This window comes from Ancylobacter amanitiformis, from assembly GCF_030814815.1.
In the GTDB taxonomy this organism is placed as follows: Bacteria; Pseudomonadota; Alphaproteobacteria; order Rhizobiales; family Xanthobacteraceae; genus Ancylobacter; species Ancylobacter amanitiformis.
This window is the reverse complement of record NZ_JAUSVR010000002.1, coordinates 170,730-186,314: the sequence shown is the minus strand read 5'-3', so window position 1 is coordinate 186,314 and position 15,585 is coordinate 170,730. Positions and strand designations below refer to the sequence as shown.

Here is a 15,585-nt window from a genome sequence, read left to right as displayed (position 1 = left end):
ATCAGGGCTCGTCATCGCCCCCTCCCAGCATTTTGCGGTCGGCATCGATCTGGGCGAGGATGTCGCGCAATCCGCCGAGACTGGAAACGAAATGCTGCTCGGCGGTGTCGACATAGCCGTGCAGCGTGTCCCACAGGTCCGCTCGCAGCAGCCGCATCGCGTCGCCGCGCGAGCGCTCGAAGCTCTGCAGGCCCAATTGATGCTGCAGGGCGATGCCGTTGACCACGAAATCGGTCAGTTCCCGGCTGTGCGACTCCACGAACAGGCGCAGCAGCGGGTGATCGCCATAGAGCACGCCATGACGCTGCAACTCCTCCTCGATGAAGGACTGGAAGTGGCGCGACAGCAGGTCGAGGCTCTCCCCGGTGATGCGGATGATGAAGGCGACATCGCGATCGGCCCGATCGAGCACCGCCGAGGCGAGCGCGGTCGAGCGGCTGGGGGCGCGCTCGAAATGGGGTGGCTCGGTCATGAGACATCTCGCCTTCCGCCGTTGATGGTTCCCGTGGCACCTTGAGCACCGCGGGAGCTGAAGCCTTTGCCTCGACGCGTTTCCGACATGCGAACCGGCATCCACGTCGCTCGGAAACGCCCTAGCGACCCGTCCTGTACTGGTGCAGTTTGCGATAGAGCGTGCTGCGGGCGATGCCGAGGCGGTCGGCCGCAAGGGACGTATTGCCGCCGGTCGCCGCCATCGCCTTCTCGATGAGCTGCCGCTCGGTGGCGTCGATGCGCTGCACCGGCTCGCTCGCCGCCATGCTTGTGCCCGGCGCCAGTTCCGCCTCCAGCTCGTGCAGTTCGGCGGCGAAATCCTCGGGGAAATCATCCAGCCCGACGACGCGCGAACGCGCCATCAGCACCATGCTCTCCACCAGGTTGCGCAGTTCGCGCACATTGCCGGGCCAGCCATAGCGCTCCAGCAGGTCCAGCACCGCCGGCTCGAAGACCGGCGGCTCCATATCGTAGCCGCTGGCGATCTCGCGGCTGAAATGCTCGACCAGCCGGGCCACGTCGCCCTGCCGCGCGCGCAGCGGCGGGATGATGATCTTGACCGCGCCGATGCGGAAATACAGGTCCTTGCGGAAGCGCCCCTCGGCCGCCTCCTGGCGCAGATTGCGGTTGGTCGAGGCCACGAGCCGCACATTGAACGGGCGCGGCTTGCTCTCGCCAATGCGATAGACCGCCTTTTCCTCCAGCACGCGCAGCAGATAGGGTTGGAGATCGAGCGGCATCTCGCCAATCTCGTCGAGGCTGAGCACGCCGCCATCGGCGACCTCGAAGCGACCGGCACGGCCCTCGCGGGTGGCGCCGGTGAACGAGCCCGGCGCATGGCCGAACAGCTCCGCGCCGAGCAGTTCCTTCGACACCGCCCCGCAATTGAACGCGACAAAGGGCTCCTTGCCGCTCTCCTGGCTGGCGGCATGGATGAGCCGGGCGAACAGTTCCTTGCCGACGCCGGTCTCGCCCTCCAGAAGGATGGACGACCTGCCATGGGCGGCGCGCTCGGTGCGCTCGATCGCCTCGATCAGCGTCTCGCTATCGCCAATGATCGCCGCGCGCGCCGCCAGCAACGCCTCGCCCGGCGCCGGGCGGATCGACGGTGCCGCCGGCGCGGCGCGCCGCGCCCGCACATGGGGGCCGAGCACGACCATCGCGCCGGAAAAGGCGCCGTCACAGACGAGGCGCTCGAAGCCTTCGAGGTCCAGCCCGCCGGCTGCCGGCTTGCCCAGCGTATCGGGCCATTGCGCATCGTCGAAATCCACCAGCCGCGCACCGATCTTGAGATCGACGCCGGGATTGCGCTCCTGCCAACGCCGCGGCGCGCAGGGGCTGTGGTGGATCACCCGCCCGAACCGGTCGAGCAACACGTAGCCGTCGCTCTGCGGGCCGACCCGCAGCCGGCCGAGGCACAGTTCCAGCAACTGCATGCGCTCGATGCGCATGCGATCGGCGAGACCCAGCTCGATATGGCTGGCCGCCATCATGCCGAGCGCCACATTGTGGCGCTGGAAGATGTCGCGCGGGCCGGAGAAGTCGATGACGCCGATGATGCTGCCGTCGAGCGGGCTGCGGATCGGCGTGCCGATGCAGGTCCAGGCCTTCACCCCCTCGCAGAAATGCTCGGCGGCGCGCACATAGACCGGGGCGCCGGAACTGAGGGCGGTGCCGATGCCGTTGGTTCCCGCCGATCCCTCGCACCACTTCGCCCCGATCTCCAGGCGGATGTCGTGCGCATCATCCATGGTGCGCGGGTCGCCGCCCGCTTCGATGATCGTTCCCTCGTCATCGGTGATGACCACCATGGTGGAAGTGTCGGCCAGCAGTTCGGCGACCCGCGCGAAGGTCACGCCGGCGATGGACAGGAGATCGGCCTTGCCCTTGCGGATCCGCCCGAGCTCCTCCGGGGAGAGGATGACGTCGCTGCCTCGCCCGTGCGCATCGACCCCGAGCCGGACGCTGCGCTCCCACGAGCGCTGGATGACGCCGCGCACCGGCAGGCCCGCCGTCGACGCCTCGCGCGAGGTGACGAAACGTTCCCAGGCCTTGGCGGTGGCCGCCTCGTTATAGGGAGGCGCGGTCGAGGGATCGACCGGGGCCTCCCGCTTCGCCGCTTCAGCGGGGCGAAGGGAGACAAGGGGTCCGCGCGGATAGGCAGGCTTGATCATGGACACGTCCGTGCGCATGCCAGAACGATCGCCCCTTCCCCGCCGCGCGCATCAGGCGCCGGCCGCGTGGAGCGGCGAGCGCGTCGACGCGCGTTCAGGCGGTGGCGGTGGGCGGCGAGGGAGCAAAGCCGAGGCGCTCGGCAAGCAGCTGCTTGAGACGCTCCTCCCCGTCCTCGTCCGCGATGAGGGCGCCTTCCAGGTCGGCAAGATCGGCCTGCACCTCGTCGGACAGCGGGTCGAAGAAACCGTTGGCGCGGATCGCCAGCCGCAGCTGCCGGCCCTCGGCCCCCGTGCGCAACTCGCCCACGAACAGCATCTGGCGGCTGGTCTCCTCGTCGACGATCACCACGCGGTTATTGGCGCTGATGCGCACATAGGGGCGCGGCTCGTCTCGCCGCCCGGTGGGCGCATAGCCGAGCAGACTTTTGCGCTGCTCCTCCGGCGTCTTCACCGGCGCATTGCGGGAGCGCTTGATGTCGTTCCAGTGTCCGCCGGACAGTTGATTGGCAAGACGATCGATCGTTTGCCAGTTATCGCGAATAACTCTCTTGGCAACGACATCCTCTTTTCGAGGACCGTCCTGTTTGGATATGACGTAAACCACTGCTCTCTCCCTTTATTATATTGTTCCAGAGCGTCTGGCTTCCCGAGTTGATCAGAGCCACCCGAGTTAGACTAATTGCTTAGCACGGTTTCAAACTGTCGTCACTTGTCAAGGCGGGAGAAATGCGGACCCCGAGCCTGCCGTTCGGATCGGCCGGCCACCCCGCCCGCGCTTGTCCGCGACGGGTGGGGGAGCACAAGCGACACCCCGAAGCGACACCCCGCCGCGACGGCTTCGGCAAGGCCGCGCAACAGGTGTGTGGCGCGATCGAGCATCCGGCGGATGGCCCTGCCGGGCTGCGGCGGCGATGACGCCACATCGCCCGCCCGCTGCGAAAGCGGGCGGGCGCCGGTGTCGAGGCGGGGCGCTGCGTTCGCGGCGAGCGGAGCGCCCCGCCGGCCGGACAATGCCCGCCGGCGGGTCGAGATGATCATGCCCGGCCCAGCTTTTCTGCGCCGCCGCCAAGGGCGGGGCCGGCGGTGGGATCGACATAATCGGGGATGTCCGCCACCAGCGTGGTGGTGGTCAGCACCAGCGTGGCGACCGAGGCGGCGTTGCGCAGCGCCGTGTAGGTGACGCGCACCGGATCGACGATGCCGGCCGAGATCATGTCCGTCATCTCGCCCGAGGCGGCATCGAAGCCGACGCCCTCCGCCGCGTTGACCAGCTGGCCGACAATGGACTCCGGGTCATAGCCGGCATTGCGGGCGATGAAGGCGGCCGGGCGCGACAGCGTCTCGCGCACCAGCCGGATGCCCTCGCCGACATCGCCGTTGAGATTGCCGAGCTTGGCCGCCACGACGGGCGCGCATTGCAGAAGCGCCGTGCCGCCGCCGGCGACGATGCCTTCTTCCGCTGCCGCGCGGGTGGCGTTGAGCGCGTCGTCGATCAGCTGGATGGTGCGCTTCTGCTCCACCGGGGTGACGCCGCCGGCATAGATGATGGCGGTGCCGCCCGACAGCTTGGCGAGGCGCTCCTTCAGCTTGTCCTGCTCGATATTGGGCGGGGCCAGCTCGTGCTGGCGCTGCACCTGGGCGCGCCGGGCGACGATGGCGTCCGGATCGCCACCGCCGCGCACGATCACGGTCTCGCGGGCGCTGGCGCGCACCTGGCGGGCGGTGCCGAGATCCTCCAGCGTCACGTCCTCCAGCCGGCCGCCGAGATCGCGGGCGATGACCCGGCCGCCGGTGATGATGGCGAGGTCGTCCATCATCGCCTTGCGCCAATGGCCGTAATCGGGCGGATTGACCACCAGCACGCGGCCGCGATTGCCCTCGCCGAGCAGGGTGACGACGACATCTGGCGCGATTTCCTCGGCGACGATGACCAGCGTGCGCCCGGTCTTCGCCACCGCCGCGCGCAGGCCGGCAATTTCCTGCGGCGCGCGAACCTTGAGGTCGGTGAGCAGGATGTAGGGCTCGTCGAGCACCACTTCCATCTTCTCCACATCCGTCACCATGTGGTGGGAGATGTAGCCGCGATCGAACGACATGCCCTCGACCACATCGAGCGTGGTGTTGATGGTGAGGCCATATTCCGAGGAGATGATGCCGTCGAGGCCGACCGTGTCGAGCGCCTCCGCGACCAGACTGCCGAGATGGGCATTGGTGGCGGCGATGGTGGCCACCGCTTCCAGCATCTTGCGATCCGTCACGGGGCGGGCGCGGCTCTTCAGCGTCTCCACCACCACCTCGACCGCCTTGTCGATGCCCCGGCACAGGTCGACCGGCTTGGCGCCCCGGTCGAGCGCGGCGACGCCGTTCTGAATCAGACCGTTGGCGATCACCATGGCGGTGGTGGTGCCATCCCCGGCGACCGCGTTGGTCTGCATCGAGACCTCGCGCACCACTTGCGCGCCCATGTTCTCGAAGCGATCCGGCAGCTCGATTTCCGAGGCGATGGTCACGCCATCGCGGGTGACGATGGGAGTGCCGATCGGCCGGTCGACCATGGCGTTCATGCCCTTGGGACCGAGCGTCGCCTCGACCGCCGCCGCCAGCTTGCTCACCCCGCGCGAAAGTGCGTGCCGGGCTTCGGCGTCATGCAGGATCCTCTTAGCCATCGCGTCCTCCTTGAGTGCGTTTTATTTTGTGATGTCGTCCCGGGGGACGACCTGATCGTGGGTCGATGCCGGCGTGGGGTGACGTGTCGCCCCTGGCGTTACGTCGGCTCGACCTGGTTTCGTCCTCGTTCGTCGGCGCCGCGCGTCAGAGATCCGGCGCGGCTGCCGGCTGGGGGGCGGAAGCCTGCCGTGCGCAGCCACCGCAGCAGGATTTTCCACCGCCCCCGCAGGCATGCGTCTCATTTGCACGCGCCGCGTTTGCGTGGGCTTCGGGAGGCTCGGCGACCGCCGTCTCGCCATAGCGGGCATCGAGCAGTCCGCGGCAGATGGCGCCATTGGCCTCCATGTTGATGCGCACCGCCCGCAGCGCCCGCATATGCGCCGGCAGCGACGCCTCGGTGAGCGCGGCGCCCTCCAGAGTCACGAAGGCGCGGTCGCCGGGCATCAATGCCAGCCCGCGCGCCAGCAGCAATTCGCGGTAGCGCGGCTTCTGGCGGGTTGCCTCGCCATCTTCCAGCACGACCCGATCGAGCGTGGCGAGGTCGGCCGTCACGATGGCGGCATCCGACCAGCCGGCCCGCCGCAGCCCGAGGATCACCGCCTCCTGCCGGCGCTGGAAGGCCTTGCGATGGAAGGTCTCGCGCAGGTCCTCCAGCGTGCCGGCCACCTCGAAGGCCTCGAACGTCTCGGCGAAGGACAGGCCGAGATGCGCGCCGCGATTGACCTCGTCCGAGGCCATATGGTCGTGCAGTTTGGGACGCACCTCGCGCACGAAGGGCAGCCGCGCCAGTTCGCGGGCGATATCGTCCACCATGAGGAAGGCGAAGTTGGGCGAGCACCAGTAGGTGGGCAGGCGGAAGCCGACATCGACGCGGCCGGCCGCGTCGAGCGAGACATCGGTCACGAAGCCGAGATCGACGATGGACTCGTCGAGCTCGGGATCCATGACGCGGGACAGGCCGTCCCACAGGGCGGCGACACGCGTGTCGCCGCCGATCGGTGTGTCCATGGCGCCGGTCATCGCGCCTACTCCGCGGCGACGGCGAGCGGGGAGTTCTTCAGGCGCACCTTCTGCGCTTCCACGTCGATATTGTAGAGCCGCGCGGCGTTGAGGCCGAGGATCTTGCGCTTGGCCTCGCGGGTCAGGTCGACGCCGTGTTCCTGCTTGATGTCCTCGGGAATCTCGAAGTTCCAGAACTTCTCGACCAGCCAGCGCGGCGTCCAGATGGCGTAGTCCGAGCCGAACAGCAGCTTGTCCTCGCCGACCCAGAACAGCAATTCGCTGATGACTTCGGCGAAATAGCGCGGACGGGAATGGATGAAGGGCAGCGCCACGGCGAGGCCGCCATAGACATTGGTCTCCTGCACCGCGATCCAGCAGAAATCGTCGAGCCGGGGCAGGCCGCAATGCTCGATGATGAAGTTGAGCCCCTGGAAGTCGGTCGCGACATGGTCGACGTCGTGGACGTCGAAGGCGTCCTTGTCGAGCGGGATGATGGTCGGGCCCTTGTGGATGTGAACGTTGGTGATGCCGAGCTTCTGGCACAGCTCCAGGCAGCGATAGGAATTGGGATCGGTCAGCTTCCAGCCGCGCGATTCACCCTTCCACTCCGCAGTGTAGAGCTTCACGCCCTTGACGTCGTAGGTTTCCTTGAGGAAGTGGATGTATTCGAGCGCTTCCTCGCCGTCGCGCGGATCGTAGGCGCCGTTGACGATGAAGCGGCCCGGCTGGCCCTTCGCCATCTCATGATTGCGCTCGATGGTGTTGAAGCCGTTCTTGTAGAAGTCCTTGAGATAGGTCGACTGCACGATGGCCATGTCGTCGGGACCATCGACGAACAGATCATGATACATCTTGTCGGCGCTGTATTTGGCGAACTGCTCGCGGGTCCACAGCTTGTCCTTGGGGCTCAGCGAAGAGTGGTAGCCGTAGAAGCAGTCGATGAACTGCTTGCCATGGATGTTCTTCTGGTTTTCCGGGCTGCCGTCCCAGAAATGCGTATGGCCGTCAATGATGAAGACCTCTTCGCCGTCGGGCGTCGTGTACATGGCGTTCTCCCTTCTGATGTGGTTCCCGCAGCGGGCCGGCCACCGCGGGCGCGGGCAAGCCGGGGGAGAAGCCCCTCCCCCGGGCGGCCGGCGCGTTCACTCGATGTATTGGCGCATCTCGTCCATGTCGCCGAACAGCGTGACGGTGTTGTCGTCGACGCGGATCATGCGGCCATAGTGGGTGGACGTGTTGACCTCGAAGATCTCGGCATTCATTTCCTTGCCGAGGATCTCGCCGATCTCGTCCATCTTGAACACGATCTTGCCCTCGCCATCGATGCGTATCAGCGCCGGCTGATAGGTCACGGTGACATTGGGCTTCTGGGCCATGAACTCGGCGATGGCGCGGGCCTCGACGCTGTCATTCATGGTGACGCCGCACTGATGCGAAATCGTCTGGTTGAAGACGATGGCGTCCATCTTCTGGAAGATGTTGCTGTTGGTGGCGGAACGCGATGTCACGGACATGGATGGTCACTCCCTGGGAATGTCGAGGCCGAGCTCGCCGAGGATCTTGCCGAAGCGTTCCAGCGAATGGCCGTGCGCGTCGGCGTAGGACACCGGCTTGGAATGGGGCTGCGACCAGATGGGCTGCAGGCCGGCGGCGGCCTTGGCGGCGAGCACCGTGTGCTTGTGCAGCCAGGCCTGGAACAGGCCCTTGTTGTGCCCCGCATGCTCGGCGTCGTGGACCAGCACATGGAACAGGTCGATGGCGTTGGCGAGGTTGCGCTCGTAGTCGGCCTCGGCCGCCGAGATCACCGACGGGGTGATGAAATCGCCATTGGGCGAGGCCACCTGCATGAGGAAGCCCGAGCGGAACAGCTCGCCCACCAGCGGCTCGAACACGATGTTGATGGCGAAATACTGTTCGAGATAATCGGTCGCGCCCATGATGGCCTCGACCGCGTGGCGGGTGCCCTGCCACACCCCTTCCTCAAGCCAGGCGCGCTTGCCCGCCTCGTCGTCGAAGCCGGGAATGTCCATGCCGATTTCGGCGAGGTAGAGCGTGATGTCCTGGGCCAGACGCAGCTTGTACGACGAGTTGGTCAGCGTCGCGTTGTTGATCATCTGCGTGTAGCCGTAGCGCTGCGCCTGCATCAGCGCGGTGCCAAGGCCGAACTCCGCGTGCTTCCACGCCCCGAGATGGGTCTGCAGCACCTTGATCCAGGCGCGGTCGAAGGCCTTGGGCGCGCCGGCCTTGCGGCCATTGGCGATGACCGCCTGCACCATCGCCTCGATCTTGGACTGGCGCTGGTAATGGGTGCGCTCCCACTCCTGGTCCGGGGCGCGGAACAGGTGCCAGTTGGAACTCAGCGCGGCGGTATTGTCCTTGGAATAGGCGCCCTTGCCATTGGCGAAGGAGATGATCCAGTCCTGCAGCAGGTAACGCTCGGGATCGGGCTGGACGTCGACCGTGACGTCCTCGTAATGGGTGGCGCGCTTGCCGCGCGGCTCGAAGTAACGGTATTTGCGGCTATCGCTATCGGCGAAGATCGCCGAGCCGGCAGCCCCCGACTTGAACGTTGCCGGTTCTGTGGCGGTCATGTGTTCCTCCCTTTTATTGGCGACTTCAATTGAGACGGCGTGGAAGACGGTTCACTCAGCTGTGAGCGAAACTCTCCGTGGTGGCGGATGCCGGCGTGAACTTGTCGAAGTGGATCCGCTCCGTGGCGACGTCGTTCAGTTGCAGAACCGGCACCAGCGCCTCGATCATCGGCTCGGGGCCGCAGGCATAGACATCGCAGTCCTCGCCGAATTCGAGCCGGCGCAGATGCGCGTCGAGCACCTCGTGCACGAAGCCCGTCTCGCCGGTCCAGCCGGCGTCATCGCCGGCATGCGAGAGCGCCGGGATGAAGTGGAAGCGGGGATATTCCGCGGCGAGCCGCGCGAATTCGTCGAGGTAGAACAGATCCTTCTGCGTGCGGGCGCCGTAGAAGAAATGCACCTCGCGGTCCTCCCCGCTCTGGAAGTGGTCGTTGAGGATCGACCACAGCGGCGACATGCCCGAGCCGCCGCCCACCAGGATCAGGGCGCCGGATCGGCCTTCCCGGCGGAAGCAGGTTCCGAAGGGGCCTCGGGCATCGAGACGGGTTCCGGGCGTGAGTTCTCCATCGAGGCGGGAGGAGAAGCGTCCATTGGGGTATTTCTTGATGATGAACGCGAGCTCTTTGCCTTCGATCGGCGTATTTGCCATGGAAAACGAACGCGTAATCGCCTCTGGTCCCGGGAGCGTGATGTCGACATATTGCCCCGCCCAGAATTTGATGGGCTGATCGAGCTCGATTTCCAGACGACGGATGTCGTGGGTGAGTTCGACGACCCGCTTCACCTGCCCTGCGATGCTGCGGACCGGGATCGACTTCGACAGCAGTTCCTCGTCATAGTTGAGCAGGTCGACGTCGATATCGGTGTAGACGAGCGTGCGGCACAGGAGAATGTGGTTCTGGTCCCGCTCCATCTCGTTGAGCGCGAAGGTGGAATAGGTCTTCATTTCCACCTCGCCCTCGTTCAGCACGCATTTGCAGGCGGCGCAGCGGCCTTCCTTGCAGCCGTGCGGCAGGGCGATACCCTGCCGGAACGCGGCATCGAGGACGGTCTCGCCCTCCTCGACCTCGAATTCGACGCCGACCGGGTTCAAGCGGACGGTATAGACGTCGCCCATCGCGCGACCTCCCCTCGGATGTGTGCAGGCGGATGGCAGGCACGGGGCCGGATGAACCGGCCCCGGCCATGCGCTCAGTTGCAGGGGTTGATGGTGAAGCCGGCGCGGTACTGCGCGAGGTGCGTCTCGCGTTCGGCCTCGCTCATGCCCCGCAGGGTGATGAGCGGGCTCTTCAGCGTGAAGCCGCGCACATCGTCCAGCGTCCACATCTCGTCCTGCTCGAAGCGCAGGTGCGGCTGCGGCACCAGGGTCTTGCCGTCGGTGCGCACGAAGCCGAGATCCTTGATGGCGTCCGCCAGATCCCAGTCGTGGTAGCAGCTTTCCCATTCGCGACGACCGCTGAAGCGGCCCATCGCCGGGGTCGGACGGCCCTGATATTCGCCGGCGAAAGCTTCAACCGCGGTCCAGCGGTCGAGTTCATGGGCGAAGGTGTGCAGCTGGCCGTCGATCGTGTCGGTGACGATGTCCTCGCGCACCACGCAGGGCACCATCGAGCTCCAGCACCGGTGCGGATAGACATAGCCGGTGTCGGGGTTGAAGGTGATGTTGGTCTGGCCGCGATGCGAGAGCTTCTCGTACCACTTCCAGTACTCGCCGAACTCGCCATACCAGCCCGGATACTTGGACTCGAACCACTCGAAGTCCTTGTCGGTCTGGGCCTCGATGCGCCAGAAATTCACCGGCCAGCCGACCGAGAAGAACTGCGCGATCTTGTGGACGTAATTCTTCTCGGTGATGCGCTTCCACGCCGTCTGCACGTCATCGTGGTGGATCTTGATGCCGTACTTCTCAAGCGGAAGCATGTAGGTGCGGTAGTAATCCTCGAAGATCCAGCGATGCCACATCTCCGCGTAGGACTCTTTGTTCTTGTCGCGGTTGGTGGTGCCATATTCGATGAAGGTGCCGATGGCGGCATCCACGATGGCATGGTTCTGCCAGAAGGCATAGCGCATGTCGCGCTCCAGCAGGAGGTGGTTCTCCGGCTCCTTCAACATGGACATCAGCATGGAATGGCCGTTGCCGACATGCCGGCTCTCGTCGGACTGCACCGAGAGGAACACGGTCGGCAGCGCGTAGTCGCCGTTGCGGGCGGCTTCGGAGGGCATGGCGACGAACAGCGTGTTGGTGAACGCGGTTTCCGCCACGACGGTGAGGTAGACATTGGCCGAGGTGATGGCGTCACCGGTGATGAAGCCTTCGCCGAACTGGCGGCCGATCGTGGTGGCGTAGCACTTGCCGAAGGCTTCCTCGGTGATGTCGAAGCCGGCCGGATCGATATAGTTCTCCATGTACCACTTCTTCAGGTTCATCTGAATCGTGGAATGGCGAAACTCGTCGACCATCTGCATGGTGAAGCCGGTGCGCAGTTCCTCACCCGGCGCCAGGCGCCCGACCATCGCCATGGAGCGCGCGGCCGAGATTTCCGGGAACGGGATGATGGCGAGGAAGAGCTTCATCCACTCCACCCAGCGCGGCTCGACATTGCGGAACATGTCGCCGCGCAGCGCCGCGTCGAGCGCGCCATAGACGCGGTTGTCCTTCTCTTCCTGCATCGGGAAGTAGGAACGCAGCACCTGCTTCATCGGGTCGCGCGGCGCCTTGGTGATCTTGTAGTCGGTGGGGAAGGTCATCGCCTCCTGCACATAGGAGGGATTCCACCCGAGATCGGCGATCTTCTTGGCGGCTTCCGCGACGGGAATGCCCTTCTGCGCCGTGATCTTGTTGAGGGTCAGTGTGTTGGTCATTTCTACCATCCTCCTCCTGGATCGGAGTCCACGGTCTGTTTCCTCCCGTCGCCAGCGCGGCACGCGGTGCCGCCCGGCGGCCGGGCTTTGGACATGGCGAACCCTTGCCCGACGCGCGGCGCGGCAGGCGGGTTCGACGACGGCAAAGGTCCAAGATCCGAGGGACGTGTCTGGCGGTTCGATGGCCGCGCTCAGGGCGCGAACATCGTCCACCGGCCGGCGGCGGGGTGCCGCGCCGGTGCCTTCCTCGGATATCTCCCCTTCGTTCTTGTCGCTTCTCGTCCCGTGGGACCAGTCAGCATTTTTCTAATGTGAAGGTTCGCAAGAGGCGTGCCAACTCGTCGCAGTAGGTGTTTTAACGACTTTTCAGGCTCGCCGCTTCCAATGACCGGCTGGATTGATCCGTTTTGCGAATCTCCAGCTTGTTGTTGTTTCATTTTGAGAAAATGTTGCGTCGCCGAAGAGACAGACAACAACACTTACTTACCGAATTCATTGCTGCGTCGCGACATATATTTTCCGGGACGCCGAAATGATATATGGTATTCCAGAATTTTGCCGGCCGACATTGCCATGCGGCGGCAACATCATGCCGCACCGGCCTCAGGGGATCAGCACGGCCCGGCCGTGGATCTTACCGGCATTGAGGTCGTGCAGCGCCTGGTTGGCATCCGACAGCTTGTATTCCGTGGTTGCCAGATGAACCAGGCCACGATCGGCCAGCGCCATCAGTTCGGTCAGTTCCGCCCAGGTTCCGACCAGGTTGCCGATGATGTTGCGCTCGGAGATGATCAGGTCGACCGCGGGGATCTGGATGTCCTCGCCATAGCCCACGATGTAATAGCTGCCCATGGGCCGCGTCATCTTGAGGCCCTTGGTCGTGGTGCCCTTCTCGCCCACAAAGTCGATCACCGCCTCGGCGCCGACGCCGCCCGTGAGTTCCAGCACCGCCTCCACCTCGTTGCCGTCGGCCTTCACCGTCTTGTCGGCGCCGCTCTTGGCGGCAAGCGCGAGCGAGGCGTCGGACTTGTCGACCACGATGATGTCGGCGGCGCACATCGCCTTGAGGCACTGGATGCCGATATGGCCGAGGCCGCCGGCGCCGATGACGACGCAATTCTCGCCCGGCAGCAGGTGGCGGGTCGCCTTCTTCACCGCGCGATAGGCCGTGAGCCCGGCATCGGCATAGGGCGCCACTTCCTTCGGCGCCAGCGTGCGCGGCAGCGGCACGATGTTGCGCTCCGAGGTGCAGATGAACTCGGCATAGCCGCCGTCGCAATCGAGCCCCGGAAACTTGCCCGGCCCGTGCATGTCGAAGCCGCGCCGGCAGGCAAGGCAGGTGCCGCCGGTGATCTTGGGGTGAACGATGACCGGATCGCCCTTCTTCAACCCCTCGACTTCCCTGCCGACCTCCTCGATCCAGCCGGCATTCTCATGGCCCATGATGAGCGGCAGCAACTGGTCGCCGGTCGGGTCCATGTGCGGCTTCCACACGCCCTCGATGATGTGCAGGTCGGTGCGGCAGACACCGGCGCCGCCGACGCGCACGATGACGTCGGTCGACTTGACGATCTTCGGGTCGGGCACGTCCGCCTCGACCACCCAGCGATCGCCGGCGAGTTTTTCGTCATAGGTTTTCAGGACCTGAGCCTTCATGGCGTTCTCCCTTGTTTTTTCCGCGCCGGCAGCCGCCGCCGCCAAAGGGACAAGCGCAGCATCCGTGCCAGGGAGTGTTTTTCTTATATAACAATGGCTTGGTGGACGCGCCGTGCGTCCCGACCGTCCAGCGCCTGAACAGCCGGGCGAACGCAGTGTTCAGTTTCTGGCTATTGCCATCCGCGCGCATCAGGCGGAGGCTGGCGCAAAATGACAAGAACGCCGCAAATAAGAACGCGGGAGGAACGCCAATGCCACCGCTCTCAAGCCTTGAGCGCGCGCGCGCCGCGCTGGAAGCCGGCGGCCGCTTTCCCGGCGGCGCGCTCAATCCGGAGATCGCCCGCAGCTGGGAGCGCTGTGTCGCCGGCGGGCTCGACCCCGGCCAGCGCCCCTCCGAGGTCGTGGTGGCCTTTCCCGAGGTGAAGGCGCGGCGCGAGGCGCGGGCGCTGCTGCGGCGCCTCGCGCTGGCGCAGATGCAGCTGCTTTACGAACAGATTGCCGGCTCCGAATTCATGATCGCCTTCGGGGATGCCGACGGGGTGGTGCTGGACACGCTCAGCGACCCGCGCTTCAGCGAGAGCGAGGCGGGGCGCGCCATCGTGCCGGGCAGCCGCTGGGACGAGACCCTGCGCGGCACCAACGCGCTCGGCCTCGCGCTGGTGGAACAGGCCCCGGCCGCGGTCTATGGGCGCGAGCATTTCTTCGCCAGCCACGGCCGGCTGAGCTGCGTGGCCGTGCCGATCTTCGATCCCGCCGGCCGCCTCGCCGGGCTCATCGACGCGTCCTCGACCAACGAGGCGCGGCAGCAACATACCCATGCGCTGGTGCGCATGGCCGCGGCGGCCGTGGAGAACGGGCTGATCGCGCAGGAGCGGAGCGATGTGCTGCTCATCGCCCTGCACCCGCGCGCGGAATATCTCGACACGCTGTCGGCCGGGCTCATCGCGCTCTCGCCCGAGGGGGTGCTGCTCGCGCTCAACCGCCCCGCGCGGGCGATGCTGGCAGGGCTGGAGGCCGAGCCGGGCCAGCGCTTCGAGGCACTGTTCGACGGGCGTCTCGGGGCGGTGGCGGACGAGATGGCCACTCATGGCGTGGCGCGGCTGCGCGACCGCGCCGGCAGCCTGCTGCATGTCAGTTGCCGCCGCCTCGCCGGGCGCCCCGCCGTCCCGGCCAAGGCCGGCCCACCCGCCGCGCGCCCCGCCGTGGTGCCGGCCCCGGCGGCGGCCCCATCGCCGTCCTTCATCTGCGAGGATCCGGTGCTGCGCCGGCGCATGCGCGGGCTGGACGCGGCGGTGCGCAGCCGCCTTGCCGTGCATATTCATGGCGAGACCGGAACCGGAAAGGAGCTGATGGCCCGCCATGTCCACGAGATCAGCGGCCGCGCCGGGCCGTTCGTCGCGGTCAATTGCGGCGCGCTGCCCGAGAGCCTGTTCATCGGCGAACTGTTCGGCCATGAGCGCGGCGCCTATACCAGCGCGCGCGTTGAGGGCTCCTCCGGCCTCATCCGGCTGGCCGACAAGGGCACGCTGTTCCTCGACGAGGTGGGCGAAATTCCTCTCGTCGCCCAGAGCGCGCTGCTGCGCTTCCTCGACACGATGGAACTGCGCGCCATTGGCGGCACGCGCAGCGTGAAGCTGGACGTGCAGATCGTTTCCGCCACCAATCGCGACCTCGCCACGGCGGCGGCGGCGCGGCAATTCCGATCCGATCTCTATTATCGCCTGTGCGGCTTTCCCATCGAAATCCCGCCGCTGCGGGCGCGGCGCGATTTCGACGCCATCGCGCGCCACCTCCTTGCGCTCCATGCGCCCGATGCAACGCTTCCCGATGCCGCGCTGCAGCGCGCCCGGCTGCGGCCGTGGCATGGCAATATACGCGAGCTGCAATCCTTCCTGCGCCGCGCCGTGCTGGTCGACGACCTGGATGGCGAGGCGGAGGAGGACGAGCCGCCGGCCCCGGACACGGGGTCGGAAACGTGCCGCCATTGCGCCGACACGATGCTGGCACGCCTGCGCTGCCGGCAGATCCGCGAAGCGTATCGCGACACCGGCGGCAATGTGCTCGCCACCGCGCGCCAGCTCGGCATTTCGCGCACCACGGTCTACAAACATCTCGACGACGCATGAGGACCGGGAGCCGCC

General features: G+C 66.2%; 12 protein-coding genes. 1 reads left to right on the top strand and 11 read right to left on the bottom strand.

Annotated features, from left to right (window positions below; all coding sequences use genetic code 11):
• Nucleotide 1 precedes the first annotated feature (1 nt).
• The 11 genes from QOZ99_RS03890 to QOZ99_RS03840 all read right to left on the bottom strand — a co-directional run bounded on the left by QOZ99_RS03890 (nt 2) and on the right by QOZ99_RS03840 (nt 13,444).
• A complete protein-coding gene (locus QOZ99_RS03890; protein ID WP_306888616.1) occupies nt 2-472 on the bottom strand; it encodes a hypothetical protein in 471 nt (156 codons plus the stop codon).
• Between the two features lie 121 nt (nt 473-593).
• Entirely contained in the window at nt 594-2,666 is a 2,073-nt protein-coding gene (locus QOZ99_RS03885) for a sigma-54-dependent Fis family transcriptional regulator (protein WP_306888615.1), read from the bottom strand.
• 94 nt (nt 2,667-2,760) lie between these two features.
• Nucleotides 2,761-3,270, bottom strand: coding sequence for a hypothetical protein (locus tag QOZ99_RS03880; RefSeq protein WP_306888614.1), 510 nt, complete (start codon nt 3,268-3,270; stop codon nt 2,761-2,763).
• A 430-nt stretch (nt 3,271-3,700) separates the two neighbouring features.
• Nucleotides 3,701-5,332: a molecular chaperone GroEL gene (locus QOZ99_RS03875; RefSeq protein WP_306888613.1), complete on the bottom strand. Its 1,632-nt coding sequence runs from the start codon at nt 5,330-5,332 to the stop codon at nt 3,701-3,703.
• A 145-nt stretch (nt 5,333-5,477) separates the two neighbouring features.
• The gene (locus QOZ99_RS03870) at nt 5,478-6,353 is read right to left on the bottom strand and encodes a metal-sulfur cluster assembly factor (protein WP_306888612.1); all 876 of its coding nucleotides are present in this window, start codon (nt 6,351-6,353) and stop codon (nt 5,478-5,480) included.
• A gap of 5 nt (nt 6,354-6,358) precedes the next feature.
• On the bottom strand, nt 6,359-7,381 hold the full coding sequence (locus QOZ99_RS03865) for an amidohydrolase family protein (RefSeq protein ID WP_306888611.1): 1,023 nt from the start codon (nt 7,379-7,381) through the stop codon (nt 6,359-6,361).
• A 96-nt stretch (nt 7,382-7,477) separates the two neighbouring features.
• Nucleotides 7,478-7,849: an MmoB/DmpM family protein gene (locus tag QOZ99_RS03860; protein ID WP_183188125.1), complete on the bottom strand. Its 372-nt coding sequence runs from the start codon at nt 7,847-7,849 to the stop codon at nt 7,478-7,480.
• Nucleotides 7,850-7,855: 6 nt separating this feature from the next.
• On the bottom strand, nt 7,856-8,926 hold the full coding sequence (locus QOZ99_RS03855; protein ID WP_306888610.1) for an aromatic/alkene monooxygenase hydroxylase subunit beta: 1,071 nt from the start codon (nt 8,924-8,926) through the stop codon (nt 7,856-7,858).
• A 55-nt stretch (nt 8,927-8,981) separates the two neighbouring features.
• Nucleotides 8,982-10,043, bottom strand: coding sequence for a 2Fe-2S iron-sulfur cluster-binding protein (locus tag QOZ99_RS03850; protein ID WP_306888609.1), 1,062 nt, complete (start codon nt 10,041-10,043; stop codon nt 8,982-8,984).
• 74 nt (nt 10,044-10,117) lie between these two features.
• Entirely contained in the window at nt 10,118-11,788 is a 1,671-nt protein-coding gene (locus tag QOZ99_RS03845) for an aromatic/alkene/methane monooxygenase hydroxylase/oxygenase subunit alpha (RefSeq protein ID WP_306888607.1), read from the bottom strand.
• 603 nt (nt 11,789-12,391) lie between these two features.
• The gene (locus tag QOZ99_RS03840) at nt 12,392-13,444 is read right to left on the bottom strand and encodes an NAD(P)-dependent alcohol dehydrogenase (RefSeq protein ID WP_306888605.1); all 1,053 of its coding nucleotides are present in this window, start codon (nt 13,442-13,444) and stop codon (nt 12,392-12,394) included.
• 251 nt (nt 13,445-13,695) lie between these two features.
• On the opposite strand from QOZ99_RS03840, the gene QOZ99_RS03835 reads away from it, so the two are divergent.
• Nucleotides 13,696-15,570, top strand: coding sequence for a sigma-54-dependent Fis family transcriptional regulator (locus QOZ99_RS03835; protein WP_306888604.1), 1,875 nt, complete (start codon nt 13,696-13,698; stop codon nt 15,568-15,570).
• The last annotated feature ends 15 nt before the right edge of the window (nt 15,571-15,585 follow it).

Coding starts and splice junctions, on each gene's coding strand:
- QOZ99_RS03890 (WP_306888616.1), bottom strand. CDS start 472: ATGACCGAGCCACCCCATTTCGAGCGCGCCCCCAGCCGCTCGACCGCG.
- QOZ99_RS03885 (WP_306888615.1), bottom strand. CDS start 2,666: ATGATCAAGCCTGCCTATCCGCGCGGACCCCTTGTCTCCCTTCGCCCC.
- QOZ99_RS03875 (WP_306888613.1), bottom strand. CDS start 5,332: ATGGCTAAGAGGATCCTGCATGACGCCGAAGCCCGGCACGCACTTTCG.
- QOZ99_RS03870 (WP_306888612.1), bottom strand. CDS start 6,353: ATGACCGGCGCCATGGACACACCGATCGGCGGCGACACGCGTGTCGCC.
- QOZ99_RS03865 (WP_306888611.1), bottom strand. CDS start 7,381: ATGTACACGACGCCCGACGGCGAAGAGGTCTTCATCATTGACGGCCAT.
- QOZ99_RS03860 (WP_183188125.1), bottom strand. CDS start 7,849: ATGTCCGTGACATCGCGTTCCGCCACCAACAGCAACATCTTCCAGAAG.
- QOZ99_RS03855 (WP_306888610.1), bottom strand. CDS start 8,926: ATGACCGCCACAGAACCGGCAACGTTCAAGTCGGGGGCTGCCGGCTCG.
- QOZ99_RS03850 (WP_306888609.1), bottom strand. CDS start 10,043: ATGGGCGACGTCTATACCGTCCGCTTGAACCCGGTCGGCGTCGAATTC.
- QOZ99_RS03845 (WP_306888607.1), bottom strand. CDS start 11,788: ATGACCAACACACTGACCCTCAACAAGATCACGGCGCAGAAGGGCATT.
- QOZ99_RS03840 (WP_306888605.1), bottom strand. CDS start 13,444: ATGAAGGCTCAGGTCCTGAAAACCTATGACGAAAAACTCGCCGGCGAT.
- QOZ99_RS03835 (WP_306888604.1), top strand. CDS start 13,696: ATGCCACCGCTCTCAAGCCTTGAGCGCGCGCGCGCCGCGCTGGAAGCC.